The organism is Mixta gaviniae, from assembly GCF_002953195.1.
GTDB classification, from domain to species: Bacteria; Pseudomonadota; Gammaproteobacteria; order Enterobacterales; family Enterobacteriaceae; genus Mixta; species Mixta gaviniae.
On sequence record NZ_CP026377.1, the window covers coordinates 2017177 to 2035255 of the forward strand.

At 64.0% G+C, this 18079-nt stretch carries 12 protein-coding genes; 8 read left to right on the forward strand and 4 right to left on the reverse strand.

Features of this window, described 5'->3' with window-relative positions:
• Nucleotides 1-111 precede the first annotated feature (111 nt).
• The 7 genes from C2E15_RS09450 (at nucleotide 112) to cobA (ending at nucleotide 12192) form a co-directional block, all read left to right on the forward strand.
• On the forward strand, nucleotides 112-1353 hold the full coding sequence (locus tag C2E15_RS09450) for a nitrate regulatory protein (protein ID WP_245912372.1): 1242 nt from the start codon (nucleotides 112-114) through the stop codon (nucleotides 1351-1353).
• A 239-nt stretch (nucleotides 1354-1592) separates the two neighbouring features.
• Nucleotides 1593-2843 (forward strand): CmpA/NrtA family ABC transporter substrate-binding protein, encoded by a 1251-nt coding sequence (locus C2E15_RS09460; RefSeq protein WP_104957144.1) that lies wholly within the window; start codon nucleotides 1593-1595, stop codon nucleotides 2841-2843.
• A gap of 10 nt (nucleotides 2844-2853) precedes the next feature.
• Nucleotides 2854-3732 (forward strand): nitrate ABC transporter permease, encoded by an 879-nt coding sequence (gene ntrB, locus C2E15_RS09465; RefSeq protein WP_104957145.1) that lies wholly within the window; start codon nucleotides 2854-2856, stop codon nucleotides 3730-3732.
• Nucleotides 3733-3742: 10 nt separating this feature from the next.
• A complete protein-coding gene (locus C2E15_RS09470) occupies nucleotides 3743-4531 on the forward strand; it encodes an ABC transporter ATP-binding protein (RefSeq protein ID WP_104957146.1) in 789 nt (262 codons plus the stop codon).
• Nucleotides 4532-4541: 10 nt separating this feature from the next.
• The gene (gene nirB, locus C2E15_RS09475) at nucleotides 4542-8621 is read left to right on the forward strand and encodes a nitrite reductase large subunit NirB (protein WP_104957147.1); all 4080 of its coding nucleotides are present in this window, start codon (nucleotides 4542-4544) and stop codon (nucleotides 8619-8621) included.
• Nucleotides 8618-11260 carry a nitrate reductase gene (locus C2E15_RS09480; protein ID WP_104957148.1) on the forward strand — a complete coding sequence of 881 codons (2643 nt, stop codon included), beginning with the start codon at nucleotides 8618-8620 and terminating at the stop codon, nucleotides 11258-11260. The genes nirB and C2E15_RS09480 overlap by 4 nt, the downstream gene beginning before the upstream one ends.
• Entirely contained in the window at nucleotides 11257-12192 is a 936-nt protein-coding gene (cobA, locus tag C2E15_RS09485) for a uroporphyrinogen-III C-methyltransferase (protein WP_104957149.1), read from the forward strand. Before C2E15_RS09480 ends, cobA begins: the two co-directional genes overlap by 4 nt.
• Before the next feature lie 191 nt (nucleotides 12193-12383).
• Here cobA and C2E15_RS09490 read toward each other — a convergent pair whose 3' ends face one another.
• Nucleotides 12384-13157 (reverse strand): nucleotidyltransferase domain-containing protein, encoded by a 774-nt coding sequence (locus tag C2E15_RS09490; RefSeq protein WP_104959136.1) that lies wholly within the window; start codon nucleotides 13155-13157, stop codon nucleotides 12384-12386.
• A 239-nt stretch (nucleotides 13158-13396) separates the two neighbouring features.
• Here C2E15_RS09490 and C2E15_RS09495 point away from each other — a divergent pair, with 239 nt between their 5' ends.
• The gene (locus C2E15_RS09495; protein WP_104957150.1) at nucleotides 13397-14842 is read left to right on the forward strand and encodes a YchO/YchP family invasin; all 1446 of its coding nucleotides are present in this window, start codon (nucleotides 13397-13399) and stop codon (nucleotides 14840-14842) included.
• A 128-nt stretch (nucleotides 14843-14970) separates the two neighbouring features.
• On the opposite strand, the gene C2E15_RS09500 is transcribed toward C2E15_RS09495, so the two are convergent.
• From C2E15_RS09500 to C2E15_RS09510, 3 genes are read right to left on the reverse strand one after another with little or no spacing between them, the layout of a single operon-like run.
• Entirely contained in the window at nucleotides 14971-15129 is a 159-nt protein-coding gene (locus tag C2E15_RS09500) for a DUF2474 domain-containing protein (protein WP_104957151.1), read from the reverse strand.
• 11 nt (nucleotides 15130-15140) lie between these two features.
• A complete protein-coding gene (gene cydB / locus C2E15_RS09505) occupies nucleotides 15141-16151 on the reverse strand; it encodes a cytochrome d ubiquinol oxidase subunit II (RefSeq protein ID WP_104957152.1) in 1011 nt (336 codons plus the stop codon).
• A complete protein-coding gene (locus tag C2E15_RS09510; protein WP_104957153.1) occupies nucleotides 16151-17587 on the reverse strand; it encodes a cytochrome ubiquinol oxidase subunit I in 1437 nt (478 codons plus the stop codon). Before C2E15_RS09510 ends, cydB begins: the two co-directional genes overlap by 1 nt.
• Nucleotides 17588-18079: the final 492 nt, after the last annotated feature.

The following is an 18079-nucleotide window of genomic DNA, read 5'->3' on the forward strand; positions in this document are numbered from 1 at the left end:
GTCGGCAACTTGAGGCGAACGCGCCGGATATAAGTAAATGTTATCGCCGGGTCACATCTTTAAGCGGCACGTACTTTGCTTAATCTCTTTATCGGGGTAACGGAGCGAAAAATGATGAACACCCTCGGCTATGCCAGGCGCTATCTCGCGGCCGCGCGCGAAAGCGAACTTTCCGCCCTGCAGGGGCTGCTGAGCAGCGGCGCGCTGCTGGAGGGGATCAGCGCGCTGATCCATGCGCTGCAGCGTGAGCGCGGCGCCTCAACGCTTTGGCTCTGCGCCGCAGCGGGACAGACGACAGAAACGCTCGCCGCCCGTCAGCAGGAGGCGGATCGGGCGCTGGAGGCAATGATCGCGCGGCTGCCGCCGCGGCGCGCCGACGGCAGCCGCTTCTACAGCCGCGCCGCGCTGGCGCTGCATGCGCTGAGCGGACTGGCAACGCTGCGTGACCAGGTCGCCCGGCGTCAGCTGCCGCATGCGGAGGCGATGCAGCACTACAGCGAAACCATCCGCCACCTGCTGCATCTGATCGTCGAGGCGGCCGATACCGCCAGCGATCCGCAGATGTCGCGCGCGCTGCTGGCGCTGTTCAGCTTCATGCAGGGGAAAGAGCTGGCGGGACAGGAGCGCGCCCTCGGCGCGGCGGGGTTCGCCGCCGGCGCCTTTAGCCACGCAGCGCAGCGGCAGCTGATCACGCTGCTGGCGGGTCAGGATCGCAGCTTCGCCACCTTCGTGCAGTTTGCTGACGATGCCAGCCTGCAGGCGTGGCGCGCCATGGCCGAAGCGGGGCAGGAGACGGAAAAGCTGCGGCGTATCGCCTGCAGTGGAATGACGACGCGCGGCGTCGAGGCGCAGCACTGGTTCCGCCTGCTGAGCGAACGGCTCGATGCGATGAAGCAGATTGAAGATCGCCTGGCGCAGCAGATGCTGATCACCTGCCGTCGCTGTATCGACAGGGTGGCACAGACGGAGGGCGATGACTGGACGGCCTGCGGCGTCGGACAGGGCTACAGCCTTTACGTGGCAGCCGCGCCCTGGCTGGAAGAGGGCGAGGGCGCGCTGGATGCGGGCGGCGTTGCGCCGCATCTGAGCCGCTCGCTGCTGGCGATGCTGGAGCAGCAGGCGCAGCGGCTGCAGGCGCAGAGCGACGAACTGGCGGTGATGCGCGACGCGCTGGCGCAGCGTAAAGAGATCGAACGCGCCAAAGCGTTGTTAATGCAGCATCACCAGTGCGACGAACAGCAGGCCTGGCACACGCTGCGCAAAATGGCGATGAATCAAAACAAACGGGTCTGGGAGGTCGCCCGGGCGCTGGTGGCGGTCTCCTCCGCCTTTGCATTACCTCAAAAAGGGTAGCTGCACACTCTCTGTGCATGGGCTGTGCCACGGAAGTGCGCCAGCGGCGACGCCAGGCGGTAAAAGCGCGACCTGCGGGCCTGATAAAGCTGGCACGCGGCTTGCAACTTCATCAGAACATAACAGGCATTTGTTTCGCCAACGGCGGTGAGATGAGTGCTTTGGATAAAGGCGTCCGGTCGCAGGCTTCAGGCTCTGCGGCGGACGCCTTTTTTTATCTGTTTTGCTGGAGCTACTGAATGAGCAATGCGGGTTTTATCGCTTCACGCCGCCGTTTTCTGATAGGCGGCGCCCTCGCGGCGGGCGGGCTGCTGGCGCCGGGGCTGCGCAACGCGGTATGGGCCGCCGGCTCCGACGCGCCGGAAAAAACGCAGCTGCGCGTCGGCTTTATCCCATTGACCGACTGCGCGCCGCTGGTGATGGCGGCGCTAAAGGGCTTTGATAAAAAACATGGCGTCAGCCTGCAGCTATCGAAAGAGGCGAGCTGGGCGGCAGTGCGCGATAAGCTCACCTCCGGCGAGCTGGATGCGGCCCATGCGCTCTACGGCATGATCTACGGCCTGCATCTCGGTATCGCCGGGCCGCAACGGGCGATGGCCAACCTGATGACGCTGAACAACAACGGCCAGGCGATCACCCTGTCGAACCAGCTCAAGGCGCAGGGCGTCACCGACGGCGTGGCGCTGCAGAAGCGGGTCGCCGCCAGCGAGCCGGGCCGCTACAGCTTCGCCCACACCTTTCCGACCGGCACCCATGCGATGTGGCTCTACTACTGGCTCGCCAGCGTCGGCATCGATCCGTTTCGCCAGCTGCGCCTGCTGGTAGTGCCGCCGCCGCAGATGGTGATGAACATGAAGATCGGCAATATGAGCGGCTTCTGCGTCGGCGAGCCGTGGAACCAGCGCGCCATCAGCGACAACGTCGGTTATACCGTCGTCACCAGCCAGCAGGTGTGGCCCGATCATCCGGAAAAGATCCTCGCCACCCGCGCCCGGTGGGTCAGCGAGAACCCTCACAGCGCGCGCGCCCTGACTGCCGCCGTGCTGGAAGCGGCGCGCTGGATCGATGCTTCCGACGCCAACCGACGCGAAACGGCGCTGGCGATCGCCGGACGCGCCTATCTCAACACCAAAGCGGAGACGATTACCGGGCGGATGCTCGGCCAGTATGAGGATGGGCTGGGGCGGCGCTGGCAGGACGCGCACGGGCTGCGCTTTTTCCATGACGGTGCGGTCAGCTATCCCTGGCTCTCCGACGGCATCTGGTTTCTGACCCAGTTTCAGCGCTGGGGCCTGCTGAAGCAGCAGCCCGACTATCTGGCGGTGGCGCGCGCCATCAACCGTACCGACATCTACCGCCAGGCCGCCAGCGCGGCGGGCAATATCACCGTGCCGCAGAGCGAAATGCGCAGCAGCACCCTGATCGACGGCCGGGTCTGGGATGGCCGCGATCCTGCCGCCTGGGCCACCGGCTTCGCCATTAAACGCTGAGGAGCGCCGCATGAAAAATGAAGCTCAGATTGTTCCCCTGACCCGCGAACGGCCGCGCCGCGCGGCGCCGGTGATGGCGCTGCCGCCTGTGGCACCGCGTCCGCGCCGTCGCCGCTGGTCCGCAAAGCCGCTGTTACGGCGGCTGATCCCGCCCGGCTGCGGTCTGCTGCTGTTGCTGACGGTCTGGCAGATCGCCGCGATGAGCAGCAGCGGCTTTCCCACGCCGCTGAAAACCTGGCAGGCGGCGCTGCCGCTGTTCGCCGATCCCTTTTATGACGGCGGGCCGAACGATCGCGGCATCGGCTGGAATGTGATCGCCTCGCTGACGCGGGTGGCGGTCGGCTTCGGCCTGGCGGCGCTGGTGGGTATTCCGGCAGGCTTTCTGATCGGCCGTTTCCGCTTTCTCGCCGCGATGTTCAACCCGCTGATCGCGCTGCTGCGGCCGGTCAGCCCGCTCGCCTGGCTGCCGATCGGCCTGCTGCTGTTTCAGCGCGCCGAGCCTGCCTCCAGCTGGACCATCTTTATCTGCGCTATCTGGCCGATGGTCATCAATACCGCCGAGGGCGTACGGCGCATTCCGCAGGACTATCTCAACGTGGCGCGGGTGCTGAACCTGCCGGAGTGGACGGTGATGCGCAAAATCCTGCTGCCGGCGGTGCTGCCGGCGATATTGACCGGCGTGCGCCTGTCGATCGGTATTGCCTGGCTGGTGATTGTCGCCGCCGAGATGCTGACCGGCGGCATGGGCATCGGCTTCTGGATCTGGAACGAGTGGAACAACCTTAACGTGGAACACATTCTGATCGCCATTTTCATTATCGGCGCGGTGGGCCTGCTGCTGGAGCAGGGGCTCATGCTGCTGGCGCGCCGTTTCAGCTGGGATAAATAGGGGGCCGCATATGCAACATATTCTTCAGGTGCAAAACGTCAGCCAGCGCTTTACCACCGGCGAGGGCGAATTTCTGGCGCTGGATCGCGTGTCGTTCGACGTGCGCGCCGGCGAAACCATCAGTCTGATCGGCCACTCCGGCTGCGGCAAATCCACACTGCTCAACCTGCTCGCCGGCCTGACGCTGCCGAGCGATGGCGTACTGCTGTGCCATAACCGCGAGATCGCCGGGCCTGGCCCGGAGCGGGCGATGGTGTTTCAGAACCACTCGCTGCTGCCGTGGCTGACGGCGCAGGAGAACGTGGCGCTGGCGGTCGATCAGCTGTTTAAGCAGAGCATGAGCCGGGCGGAGCGGCAGGCATGGATCGCGCATAACCTGGCGCGGGTGCAGATGAGCCACGCCGCCCATAAGCGGCCCGGCGAGCTATCGGGCGGCATGAAGCAGCGCGTCGGCATTGCGCGCGCGCTGGCGATGAAGCCGCGCGTCCTGCTGATGGATGAGCCCTTCGGCGCGCTGGACGCCCTGACGCGTGCCCATCTGCAGGATAGCGTGATGCGCATTCAGCAGGAGCTGAACACCACCATCGTGCTGATTACCCATGATGTCGATGAAGCGGTGCTGCTGTCGGATCGCGTGCTGATGATGACCAACGGCCCGGCGGCCACGCTGGGCGAAACGCTGACTATCGATCTGCCGCGCCCGCGTTCGCGTGTGGCGCTGGCAGACGACCCGCGTTATCACCAGCTGCGTCAGCAGATCCTGCATTTCCTCTATGAAAAGCAGAGCCATGCGGCCTGAGGAGCGGCGGATGCCTGAAGATCTGGTGATTATCGGCAACGGCATGGCGGCGACGCGGCTACGGGAGCGGCTGCTGGCGCTGGCACCGCAGCGCTGGCGCATCACCGTTATCGGCCGCGAGACGCACGGCAGCTACAACCGCATTCAGCTGTCGCCGGTACTGAGCGGCGAAACGGTGTTTCACGACACGCTGCTGCGCACGCCGGATGAGGATGCGCGTCAGGGCGTTACGCTGTTGCAGGGCGAAAGCGTACTGACCATCGATACCCGGCAGCGCACCCTGACGACCGATCGTCGTCGCCTGCGCTGGGATCATCTGGTGTTCGCCACCGGTGCCGATCCGACGCTGCCGGCGATTCCCGGCGTCGCGCAGCCGCATGTCGGCGGCTTTCGCACCCTGGCGGACGTTGAACGCATGCTGAGCATTCCCGGCCCGGCGCTGGTGCTGGGCGGCGGCCTGCTGGGCATTGAAGCGGCGGCGGCGCTGCGGCGGCGCGGGCGCGAGGTCACGCTGGTGCATCGCCACGGCTGGCTGCTGGATCGCCAGCTGGATGCCACGGCAGGCGAGCTGCTGGCGCAGGCGCTACGCCAGCGCGGCATCTGTTGTCGGCTGGGCGAAGGCATCGCCGCGATTCATGGTGACAGTGTCACTTTAACCGGCGGCGTGCGGCTGCCGGCGGCGCAGGTGTTGATCGCCATCGGCATCACCCCGGCGACAGCGCTGGCACGCGCGGCGGGCATTCCTTGCGGGCGCGGCATTGTGGTGGACCGCCAGCTGCGTAGCGTCGTCGACGGGGTATCGGCGCTGGGTGAATGCTGTGAAATCGACGGCGAAACCGTTGGGCTGGCGGCGCCTTGTCTGGCGCAGGCGGAAATCGTGGCGCAGCGGCTGGCGGGCCAGCCGACCGCCGATTTCCACTACCGGCCGTCGGGGACGCGGCTCAAGGTCACCGGCATCGATATCTTCAGCGCGGGCGAAACGAACGACGCGCCGGGCAGTCGCGTGCTGACCGCCTTCGATCCGCTTAGCCAGCACTATCGGCGGCTGACGCTGCGCGACGGCAGGCTGACCGGCGTCATGCTGTATGGCGACACCGCGGCGGCGGCGCCGCTGCTGCAACATCTGCAACGCGGCGCGGCGCTGGACGCCGCCGCGCTGTTTGGTTTCGATAACGATGGGCAGCCTGAGGCTGCGGAGAGCGACGCGATGAGCAAACCGGTTCTGGTGGTGATAGGTCACGGCATGGTTGGCCACTATTTTCTTGAGCAGCTGGTGCAGCAGCATTTGCACCTGCGCTATCACATCGTGGTATACGGTGAGGAGCGGCACAGCGCCTATGACCGCGTTCACCTCTCCGATTACTTCTCCGGCCGCGATGCCGATGCGCTGTCGCTGGTGAACGGGGATTTCTTTGCTGAGTACGGTATTGAGTTACGCTGTCACGAAAAGATTATTGCTCTCGATTGCCAGCGCCGCTGCGTGCGCGATGAGAGCGGCCGCGAGATGGCCTGGGATCGGCTGGTGCTGGCCACCGGCTCCCGGGCTTTTGTGCCGCCGATCCCCGGGCATCAGGCAGAAAACTGCTTTGTCTACCGTACGCTTGATGACCTTGATGCGATTAAAGCGCGCGCGGCTCACGCCCGACGCGGCGTAGTGATTGGCGGCGGCCTGCTGGGACTGGAGGCGGCGAACGCCCTGCGTATGCTGGGGCTGGAGACCCATGTAGTGGAGTTCGCGCCGCGCCTGATGGCGGTGCAGCTTGATGAAGGGGGCGCGCAGATGCTGCGGCGTAAAATCGAGGCGCTGGGCGTGACGGTGCATACCCGGACCGAAACGCGGCAGATTGAAGCGCAGGCGGATGGCTCGCTGCTGCTGCATTTCGCCGATGGCGCCACGCTGCAGAGCGATCTGGTGCTGTTTTCCGCCGGCATTCGTCCGCGTGATGAGCTGGCACGCGCCGCCGGGCTGCCGCTGGGGGAGCGCGGCGGCATTGTGATCGACGATACCTGCCTCACCCGCGATCCGGCGATCGCGGCGATCGGCGAATGCGCCAGCTGGCAGGGGCAGATCTTCGGTCTGGTGGCGCCGGGCTATCAGATGGCGCGCGTGCTGGCCAGCCATCTGGCGCAGCAGCCCGCCGCCTTCAGCGGCGCGGACATGAGTACCAAACTGAAGCTGCTGGGGGTAGAGGTTGCCTCGCTGGGCGACGCGCACGGGCGCAGCGCGGGTTCTCAGAGCTATCTCTGGACCAACGGCCCGCAGGAGGTTTACAAAAAAATCGTTGTCTCTGCCGACGGCAAAACATTACTGGGCGCGGTGCTGGTGGGCGACAGCAGCGAATACAGCACGCTGCAACAGATGATGCTGAACGGTATTGCGCTGCCGCCGCAGCCGGAAAGCCTGATCCTGCCGCGCAGCCCCGACGCGCCGACGCCAGCGTTAGGTGTGGCGGCGCTGCCCGCTGGCGCGCAGATCTGCTCCTGCCATAACGTCAGCAAAGGCGATATCTGTCAGGCGGTCAGCGCCGGATGTGGCGATATGGCGTCGCTAAAACGCTGCACCAAAGCGGCCACCGGCTGCGGCGGCTGCAGCGCGCTGGTAAAACAGGTTATGGAGCATCAGCTGGCGGCGCAGGGCGTCGAGGTGAAAAAGGATATCTGCGAACATTTCACCTTCTCCCGGCAAGCGCTGTATCACCTGGTGCGCGTCGGCAATATCAAAACCTTTGACGCGCTGCTGGCGAAACATGGGCGCGGCCACGGCTGCGAGATCTGCAAGCCGCTGGCGGCATCGCTGTTTGCCTCCTGCTGGAACGAATATCTGTTACAGCCGCAGCATCTGCCGCTGCAGGAGACCAACGATCGCTACTTCGCCAATATTCAAAAGGATGGCAGCTATTCGGTGGTGCCGCGCATTCCCGGCGGCGAGATCACCCCGCAGGGGCTGATCGCCATCGGCCAAATCGCCGAACGCTTTAATCTTTACAGCAAAATCACCGGCGGCCAGCGCATCGACCTGTTTGGCGCGCCGCTCGATAAGTTGCCCGCTATCTGGCAGGCGCTGCTCGACGCTGGCTTCGAAACCGGCCACGCCTACGGTAAATCGCTGCGCACGGTGAAATCCTGCGTTGGCAGCAGCTGGTGCCGCTACGGCGTGCAGGACTCGACCGCTTTCGCCATCCGGCTGGAGAACCGCTACAAGGGGCTGCGCGCGCCGCACAAAATTAAAATGGCGGTTTCCGGCTGTACCCGCGAATGCGCCGAAGCGCAGAGTAAAGATATCGGCGTGATCGCCACCGATAAGGGCTGGAACCTCTATATTTGCGGCAACGGAGGCATGAAGCCGCGCCACGCCGATCTCTTCGCCAGCGATCTCGATGATGAAACGCTGATCCGTTATGTCGATCGCTTGCTGATGTTCTATATCCGCACGGCCGATCGCCTGCAGCGCACCAGCGTCTGGATGGATAATCTGGAGGGCGGGCTGGCCTACCTGCGCGATGTGGTGATTGGTGACAGCCTCGGCATCGGCGGCGAACTGGAAAGCGAGATGCGGCAAGTCGTGGAGAGCTGGCAGTGCGAATGGCGTACCACGCTCGCCTCGCCGGATCGGCTGCAGCTGTTCCGCGCCGCCGTCAACGATGCGCGTCCGGACGAAACCCTGCGCTGGCGCGAGACGCGCGGCCAGATCCAGCCTGCGGGCGCGCCGCCCGCCGCCGCGCCCGCGCTCCCTGCCGAGCCGTGGAGCGATATCTGCGCGCTGGAGGCGATTCCGCCCCAGGCGGGCATCGGCGCCCGGCTGGGCACGCAGCGCATCGCGCTGTTCCGCTTCGCCGATCGCGTCTACGCCCTGGAGGATCGCGAGCCGGAGAGCGATGCCAGCGTGATGTCGCGCGGCCTGCTGGGCGACGCGGCGGGCGAGCCGATAGTGATCTCCCCGCTCTATAAACAGCGCTTTCGTCTGAGTGACGGCACGGCGCTCGACCGAAGCGATCTGCGGCTGCGCTGCTGGCCGGTCCGCATCGTCGGCGGCCGGGTACTGGTCGCCAGCGCGCCGCTGGCGCTGGCGCGCGTGGCGGAGGCATCATGAAAACGACCTGTCCTTACTGCGGCGTCGGCTGCGGCATCGAGGTGGCGCCGCAGGGCGCAGGCTGGCGCGTCAGCGGTGATGCCGCTCATCCGGCCAACGGTGGCCGCCTCTGCGTAAAGGGGGCGGCGCTGGCAGAGACGCTGACGCCATCAGGGCGGCTACTCTGGCCGCTGGTCGCCGGGCGGCGCGTCACCTGGGAGAGGGCGCTGGATGAGGCGGCTCAGCGCCTGCGCGCGATCATTGCGCAGCACGGCCCAAACGCTGTCGCCATTTACGCTTCCGGCCAGCTGCTGACGGAAGATTACTACGTGGCCAATAAGCTAATGAAAGGCTTTATCGGCAGCGGCAATATCGACACCAACTCCCGGCTCTGCATGGCGTCGGCGGTCAGCGGCTATAAGCGCGCGCTGGGCGCCGACGCGGTGCCCTGTTGCTATGAGGATTTCGATCGCGCCGATCTTATCGTACTGGTGGGATCGAACGCTGCCTGGACGCATCCGGTGGCGTTTCAGCGTCTGACGCAGGCGAAACGTCACAATCCGGCGCTGCGGGTGGTGGTCATCGATCCGCGCCGCAGCGCCAGCTGCGATCTGGCCGATCTGCATCTGCCGCTTGCTGCCGGCAGCGACGGCGCGCTCTACAACGGGCTGCTGCGCTGGCTGGCCAGGCGGGGCGGCGGCGATCGTGCGATGCGGCCGCATCTCGCGCAGGTGGAGGAGACGCTGGCTGCTGCCGCGCCCTGGACACCGGCACGGGTGGCCGCCGCCTGTCAGCTGCCGCTGGCGCAGGTTGAGCGCTTCTACCGGCTCTTCGCCGACAGCGAACGCACGCTGACGCTCTGGTGTATGGGTATCAATCAATCCTCCAGCGGCAGCGATAAGTGCAATGCCATTCTCAACGCACACCTTTACAGCGGCAAAATCGGCAAGCCGGGCTGCGGGCCGTTTTCGCTCACCGGCCAGCCCAACGCCATGGGCGGCCGTGAAGTGGGCGGGCTGGCAAATCAGCTGGCGGCGCACATGGATTTTACCCCGGAAAACATCGGTCGCCTGCGGCGCTTCTGGCACAGCGATCGCGTGGCGACCGCGCCCGGGCTGAAAGCGGTCGATCTGTTTCAGGCGATGGGCCGCGGCGAGGTGAAGGCGGTGTGGATCATTGGCACCAATCCAGCGGTATCGCTGCCGGAAGGCCACGCCGTGGCGGAGGCGCTGCGACGCTGCGAGCTGGTGATCGTCTCCGACGTAATGCGCGACACCGATACCGGCGCCTTTGCCGATATCCTGTTACCGGCGCAGGCGTGGGGCGAGAAAAACGGCACGGTAACCAATTCGGCGCGTTGCCTCTCGCGCCAGCGCGGCTTTCTGCCGCCGCAGGGCGAAGCGCGTCCCGACTGGTGGATGCTGGCACAGGTGGCGCAGCGCCTTGGCTATGGCGAGGCCTTCAGCTGGCGTCATCCGGCGGCGATTTTCCGCGAGCATGCCGCGCTCTCCGGATTTGAAAATCAGGGCACGCGCGCCTTCGATATCAGCGGGCTGGCGCAGCTGAGCGATGATGCCTGGGAGAGGCTGACGCCGCTGCAGTGGCCGGTGAACGCCGACTACCCAACCGGCTGCGCCCGGTTGTTCAGTACGCGCCGCTTTTACCATCCCGACGGCAGGGCGCGGCTGCTGCCGATCGCGCCCGCCGGGCCGCGTCAGGCGACTGACGCCCGCTGGCCGCTGATGATGAACACCGGCCGCATTCGCGATCAGTGGCACACCATGACGCGCACCGGGCTGGTGGTGCGCCTGATGCAGCACCACGCCGAACCCTTTGTCGCGCTGCACCCCGACGACGCGGCGCGCTATGGCCTTCAGGCCGATGCGCTGGCGCGTATTCAGTCGCGTCACGGCTGGATGCTGGCGCGCGCCCTGCTGACAGAAGATCAGGCTCCCGGCTCGCTGTTTGTGCCGATGCACTGGAACCAGCGCTACTGCGCGGAAGGGAACGTGGGCCGGCTGATCGCGTCCTGGCGCTGCCCGTTATCCGGCCAGCCGGAGAGCAAACAGACGCCGGTGCGCCTCCAGCGCTGGGACTGCGACTGGCAGGGGATGCTGTTTTTCCGTGACAACGTCACGCTGCCGCCGCTGCGCTGGTGGTGCCGCGTGCCGGCATCGGACGGCGTGACGCGCTTTAGTCTGGCGCACGAAGGGGATCCGCGCCGCTGGCTGCAATCGCTGCTGCTGCCGGAGTGGAAGGTGCAGCAGGCGGGCGATGGCGAGGCATTCCATCATCTGGTCGCCTGGCATCAGGGCGAGGTGAAGCTGGCTTTCTACAGCGCTGCACGCCGACCGCTCATCGACGAGCCCCTTATCACCGCCGCCTTTCAGCAGCCGCCCGCCGCGCCGGAGGCGCGCTTTGCGTTGCTGGCCGGGCGGGCGACGCAGGGCGAGGCGCGTGGCAAAACGATCTGCAGCTGCTTCGGCGTGGGGGAGCGCCAGATCGCCGCCGCCGTGCGCCAGGGCGCGCTAAGCTGCGCCGCGCTGGGCCAGCGGTTGCAGTGCGGCACGCACTGCGGCTCTTGCCTGCCGGAGCTGAAAAAACTGATTGAGCATTACGCGTCTCAGCAGGCTGAGGCGGCAGAGGAGAAACCATTATGACGCAACGGCTACCCGCGCTGAAACAGCTGCTCAACGGCACACATGCGCCATCAGGATCGGGCTGCGTCTGGCTGGTCGGTGCCGGGCCGGGTGACCCGGAGCTATTGACCTTAAAGGCGCTGCGGCTGATCGAGGCGGCGGATGTGGTGGTTTATGACCGGCTGGTCAGCGAGGCGATCCTCACCCTGATCCCGGCCGCCACGCTGGCGCTGGATGTGGGCAAGACCCCAGGCTTTCATGGCATGACCCAGCGCCAGATTAGCCAGCTGCTGGTCGATCTGGCGCGCAGCGGCCGACAGGTGGTGCGGCTGAAGGGGGGCGACCCGTTTATTTTCGGCCGTGGCGGCGAGGAGATGCAGTGGCTGCAGGCGGCGGGCGTGCCCTGTTATATCGTACCGGGCATTACCGCCGCCACCGGCTGCGCGGCGGCCTGCGGCATTCCACTGACGCACCGTGACTATGCGCAGTCGGTACGTTTTATTACCGGACACGGCAAAGCGGGCCGCCCGCAACTAACGGGCGCGGGCTGGCAGGACGCCAGCCAGACGCTGGTGTTCTATATGGGGCTGACATGGGGCGCGGAGTTGAGCCAGCAGCTGCGCCAGCATGGGCGTGCGGCGGAAACGCCGGTGGCGATTGTCGAGCGCGGCACGCGGCGCGATCAGCGCGTGCTGATCGCGACGCTGGCGACGCTGGAGGAGACATTGCGACGCGAGCGGCCGCAGTCGCCGGCGCTGATGATTGTCGGCGAAGTGGTGTCGCTCTATCGCCACGAGGCGCGGCAGGGAGAGATCCTGCAGCAGGAAGCACAGGCGCAGCAGGGGGCAGAGACACAGCAGCAGGAAGCACAGGCGCAGCAGGGGGCAGAGACACAGCAGGGAGAAGTGGCGCGGCAGGAGGAAGATATCCAGCTAAGGGAGCCGGCGCGGTAAGAAGACGCCAGGCAGCAAGAAGAGCAGGCAAAAACGGAAGAAGCCAGGTAGCAGACAGTGCGGGGGCAGCAGGAAGAGGCCGGGCAAATGGAGACTATAGGACGGGCGCGGCGGTGCAAAAGAGGAAAACGGAACCGCCCCCGGCGGAAGCGGGCGATTAAGCGCCAGGCGCCGCCGCGCCGCCGATAGCGTTAAGCCGGCGGGTCATCGCGGCTGGCGTCAGCCAGCCACGCCATAAACGTTTCGAGGCGCGCAACGAATCGCCCGGCATCGTCCTCAGGATGATAGCTTTCCCGCAAAAAATAGCCGATCTCCTCTGCGCGTGCTGGATAGCGCGCTAAGAACCTCGCCGCATGCGCCTCCAGCGTATCGGGCCAGTCGCGCTCCTCATCGCTTCGCAGCAGGTTGGTAGCGCGAATAAGCTTCCTGGCGGCCGCGCGCTGCAGCGGCCTGCGTGCAGGCAGGCTGTCCATTGCAGCCAGCTGCCTGATATAGCCCTGCAACACCGCGACAACATCGCCGTTAATCGCCTGGGCTATTTTTCTGGAGGGGCGGAAAGGGGGAAACCGTCGGGCGAGGTCGTCGCCGTAAAGGCAGCGGCAATGGTGCTTTAGCCAGTATCCCCAACTGTAGAGATGATTGGGGTGCAGCGCCGCCGACAGGGTGCCGATATCAAAGTCTATTTTGCTGACCGCCTGATGAGTGGCCTCTGTCTCGCGTCGCACCGCCTCTAAGGCCTGACACTCCGCCTCACTCGCGGGGCGGCTCAGGATGATGCAAATATCCAGGTCCGATACGCCGACCTTCGCCGTTCCCTGCGCAACGCTGCCATAGAGATAGAGGCTGTGGATGAGGTCGCCCTGTCTCTGCGTCAGGCCATTTATCACCGCCGTGACCACGGCGCGAAACGGTGGCGCAATGTCGCCGGTCGGCGCTTCCGGGATATATCCCTCTGTATCAGGCATCTTCATCTTCCCGCTCTCGGCTGGCTGAGACGGCGCGCAAACGCCGATCGGTTTCTTAGGTGACGCCAGTGATGGATTTCCTGGGCGACGCCAGTGAGTGTAGAACCTCAGCTGCCGGACGCGCCTCTGCGCCGCGCCGGGAAAATCATGATCCAGTTCACAATTATGCTAAGCTAAGGGCTGATTCAACGCTGATAACGGCCCCCATCATGAGAAATTAAGCTGACCCTGACGCCGCTATGTTATTAACGCATCGACTGATCAAAACCACCTTCACCCTGTTGTTGAGCAGCGTCTTGCTGCCTGACGCTTCGGCGTTTCAGACCGACACGCAGGTGCCCGACGCGCCGTTTGACGATCCGGCGCGCTTCAGCGCCATGCAGCAACAGCTGCCGACGCTGGATGTCGCCGACGACGCCGACGCCTTCTCCACCCGCCTGGCGCAGATCGCCAAAAGCATCGGCGAGGCGAGTAAAGAGGCGAGTGATGTCTCCTTTGGCGAACAGGCGGGCGTCTGGGCTTTTAACCACTTTCGCGACGAAGTCGCCGACCGGCTGGTGAACGAAGGGCAGTCGCTGCTCTCTCCCTACGGCACGGCGCAGCTCTCGCTGCAGGTGGATATGGACGGCAACTTTAACGGCAGCGGCGGACAGCTGCTGACGCCCTGGCAGGATAACTACCAGTATCTGACCTTTTCCCAACTGGGCGTGACCCAGACCGACGATGGGCTGGTGGGCAATGCCGGACTGGGGCAGCGCTGGGCGGCGGGCAACTGGCTGCTGGGCTATAACGCGCTGCTCGATCGTCAGTTCGATTCCGGTCTGCAGCGCGCGTCGCTGGGTACCGAAGCCTGGAGCGATTTCTTGCGCCTGTCGGCTAACTACTACACGCCGCTCAGCGGCTGGCGTAACAGCAGCGCGACCCAGCAGAACCGCATGGCGCGCGGTTATGACATCACCACTCAGGGCTATCTGCCGTTTTATCGTCAGCTCGGCGTATCGGTTACCTGGGAGCAGTATCTCGGCGATAGCGTCGATCTGTTTAACAACGGCAGCCCGGAGAAGAACCCGGTGGCGGTGAAGGTGGGGGTCAATTACACCCCGGTGCCGCTGCTCACCTTTACCGCCTCGCATAAAGAGGGCGAAAGCGGCCAGTCGCAGGATCAGCTGGGTATGCGCATTACCTACCGTCCCGGCGTGGCGCTGAGCAAGCAGCTCTCCGCCGATAATGTGGCGCAGGCGCGCTCGCTGCGCGGCAGCCGCTACGATCTGGTAGAGCGCAACACCACGCCGGTACTGGAGTTCCGCCAGCGTAAAACGCTGTCGGTGTTCCTGGCGACGCCGCCCTGGCAGCTCAGCCCCGGCGAAACGCTGCCGCTGAAGCTGCAGATCCGCGCCGCCAATCCTGTTACCGCCGTTAGCTGGCAGGGCGACACCCAGGCGCTGAGCCTGACGCCGCCGCCCGACAACCGTAGCCCGCAGGGCTGGTCGGTGATAATGCCCGCCTGGGACAGCACGCCGGGCGCCAGCAACCAGTATCGCCTGTCGGTGACGGTGGAGGATGATAAGCAACAGCGCGTCACCTCAAACTGGATCACGCTGCAGATTTCCCCGCCGATGGCGCTGGAGGCGGAGCATACGCGCTTCGACCTGATGGCGCCGCCGGAGGCCGCGCCGGCGCTATAATCAGGCAGCCCAGGGCGCAGAGAAAGCGGAACAGGCGCTTAGCACAGGCGCAAGGCCTCAAAGGGAAACGGGGCGGGTGGGTAAGCCCGGATAAAAAAACGGGGCCGCGATAAGCGACCCCGTTGCGTTTAATGCACTTTCAGTCCCGCTGCGGTCATCAGCAGGCGGAACAGGCTGGCGACCACAAACAGCGCCAGCACGCTGCCTGTCCAGATCGCCGCCATCCACAGCAGCCGTCGCCAGAGCGGCTGCTTCGCGCTTTTACGCGTCATGCGTTGCAGTTGCATCTCTTCTCCTGTCAATGATAACCCTGCTCAGGATCGATCTTGCCGCGGAACACATAGTAGCTCCAGAAGGTATAGACCAGGATTAGCGGGATAATAAACAGCGCGCCCACCAGCATAAAGCCCTGGCTCTGCGGCGGCGACGAGGCGGCGCGGAAGGTAATATCCGGCGGGATCAGGTTCGGCCAGATACTGATGCCCAGCCCGCTGAAGCCGAGGAACACCAGCGCCAGCGTCAGGATAAAGGGCGCATAGTGCGCGTCCGGCAGCCAGGCGTTACGCCACAGCGCCCACGACACCAGCAGCACCAGAACCGGCACCGGCAGGAAGAAGAACAGGTTCGGCGTGGTAAACCAGCGGTCGGCGATCGACTGATGGGTCAGCGGCGTCCAGACGCTAACGATCGCCATCACCACCAGCAGCGCCAGCAGCAGTGGACGCGCCAGCTTGCGCATGGTTTGCAGCAGGTGCCCTTCGGTTTTGATAATCAGCCAGCTGGCGCCCAGCAGCGCATAGGCGACCACCAGCCCCAGCCCGCAGAACAGGCTGAACGGGCTTATCCAGTCGAACACGCTACCTGCCCATTCGCGGCCTTCCACCGGGAAGCCGTTCAGGAAGGCGCCCAGCACCACGCCCTGTGCGAAGGTTGCGATAAAGGAGCCGGCGATAAAGGATTTATCCCAGAACGCGCGATGCGATACGGTCGCCTTGAAACGGAACTCAAAGGCGACGCCGCGGAAAATCAGCCCGATAAGCATAATCGTCAGCGGGATCGCCAGCGCGTCCAGAATCACCGAGTAGGCGAGCGGGAAGGCGCCGAACAGCCCCGCACCGCCCATCACCAGCCAGGTTTCGTTGCCGTCCCATACCGGCGCGACGGTATTCATCATTACGTCGCGGTCTTTGCTTTCACGCACCATCGGATAGAGCAGGCCGATGCCGAGGTCAAAACCGTCCATCACCACATACATCAGAATGCTGAACACAATGATGACGAACCAGATCAGCGGAAGATCGATACCCATTATTTAATTCCTCCCAGTTCATCTTTCTTACGCTCATCAAGCGATTCGTCAGCGGCGGAGAGCGGACGCGCAGGGGTGCGCGGCGTGCCCGGGCCGCCTTTAGGCGGATGATCGACGAACGGTTGCGGGCCGCGGCCTATCAGCTTCAGCAGATAGACCACGCCGACGCCGAACACCGAGGCGTAAACCAGAATAAAGGCCAGCAGGCTGAGCGACATATGCAGCGTGCCGTGATGCGACACCGCATCGCGGGTGCGCAGCAGGCCGTAAACCACCCACGGCTGACGGCCCACCTCAGTGGTGAACCAGCCGGCGAGAATGGCGATAAGACCGGAAGGCCCCAGTACCAGCGCGAAGCGATGGAAAAGAGGCTGGTCATAGAGACGGCCGCGCAGGCGCAGCACCAGGCTCCAGACGCCCGCCAGAATCATCAGCAGGCCCATGGCCACCATGATGCGGAAAGACCAGAAAACAATGGTGGAGTTGGGACGATCTTCCGGCGGGAAGCTTTTCAACGCCGGGATCTGTTTGGTCAGGCTATGCGTCAGGATCAGGCTGCCCAGCACCGGCACTTCTACCGCATATTTCGTCTCTTCCGCCTGCATATCGGGCAGGCCGAACAGGATCAGCGGCGTCGCTTCGCCCGGCGGGTTTTCCCAGTGGCCTTCAATCGCAGCGATCTTCGCCGGCTGATGCTCCAGGGTGTTCAGGCCGTGGGCATCGCCGATGCCTGCCTGAATCGGCGCGACGATCAGCGCCATCCACATCGCCATCGAGAACATGCGTTTGATAGCCGGGCTTTTATTGCCGCGCAGCAGATGCCAGGCGCCCGACGCGCCGACGAAGAAGGCAGTCGTCAGGAACGAGGCGGTTGCCATATGCAGCAGGCGGTAGGGGAAAGAGGGGTTAAACACCACTTTAAACCAGTCCGCCGGGATCAGCTGACCGTTAACCACCTCATAGCCCTGCGGCGTGTGCATAAAGCTGTTGGAGGCGAGGATCCAGAAGGTCGACATCAGGGTGCCCAGCGCTACCATGCAGGTAGAGAAGAAGTGCAGCCCCGGTCCGACGCGGTTCCAGCCAAACATCATCACCCCGAGGAAGCCCGCTTCCAGGAAGAAAGCGGTCAGCACTTCATAGGTGAGCAGCGGACCGGTGATGCTGCCCGCAAATGCGGAAAATCCGCTCCAGTTAGTCCCGAACTGATAGGCCATCACCAGTCCGGATACTACGCCCATACCAAAGTTCACAGCGAAAATCTTTAACCAGAAATGATACAGATCGCGCCAGGTATCATTACGGGTTTTCAGCCACAACGCTTCCAGCACCATCAGAAAACTGGCGAGGCCAATGGTGATTGCCGGGAAGATAATGTGAAAAGAGACCGTGAACGCGAATTGTATTCTTGCCAGTTCGAACGCGTCTAAACCGAACATAGCCACCTCGAGATGTTCATTAGTTAACTACCAAAGAAGGATGAGTCCTTGCCATAACACAACAAGTGTAGAAGAGGGTTTAGTGAAACACAGAAATGATAGCTATAACAGAAACAGAAAATAAGGATTCACCTATAACAGTCATTGGTCGCCCTGCACTCTATTGATGCGCGACGCCTTTTTATCGTGCCTGCGTTGCCCTGTTTTAACAGCAAATGTTATTCAGGATCACAAAAGCAATATTTTATCTTCTCGCTGCATAATTCCGCTTCCCGATCGACTGCCGATGCCGCTGTGTCAGATAATTATTCACTATTTATGCACTAATGGTGAATATCGCTGGGTTGTAACTCATTGATTTATGGTATGGCAATCCGGTTTATGCAGTTATAACGCTGGCTGGCACAAAGCATGCACTCTAGAGTAGAGCTGCAATGAATCATTTCATTAACATAATTTAAACTTTTGATTCACCCGCCGGGTGATGCTATG